This is a genomic window from Barnesiella sp. ET7 (genome assembly GCF_024733785.1).
GTDB classification, from domain to species: Bacteria; Bacteroidota; Bacteroidia; order Bacteroidales; family Barnesiellaceae; genus Barnesiella; species Barnesiella merdigallinarum.
This window is the reverse complement of record NZ_JANRHM010000098.1, coordinates 1-267: the sequence shown is the minus strand read 5'-3', so window position 1 is coordinate 267 and position 267 is coordinate 1. Positions and strand designations below refer to the sequence as shown.

Sequence of the window (267 nt, the reverse complement as noted above, 5' to 3'; positions counted from 1 at the left end):
GGTTATCCTCCTCAAAATGTAGGACAGCAGCATCCTCACTATCCGCAGGGTGAGATTCCGATGTTCCCACATCATGAAGAGCCTCCTATGCCTGAAGAGTTACAGCAGGCATATATGCACGAAGGCCCTGCATACCGCCCCGAGGATTATGAGGAATATCCCGACTTCCCTCAGTCAATGTTAGAAAATCATTATTCACAGGCATACGCCCAAACAGTTTAAGACTATGGCACTTTTAAGAAACGAAATGCAGCGATCATTCACCTT

General features: G+C 46.4%; 1 pseudogene. It reads left to right on the top strand.

The features are described from left to right. A pseudogene (locus NW211_RS14090) lies at positions 1-222 on the top strand (PRTRC system protein E); the annotation flags it as partial. Between the last annotated feature and the right edge of the window lie 45 nt (positions 223-267).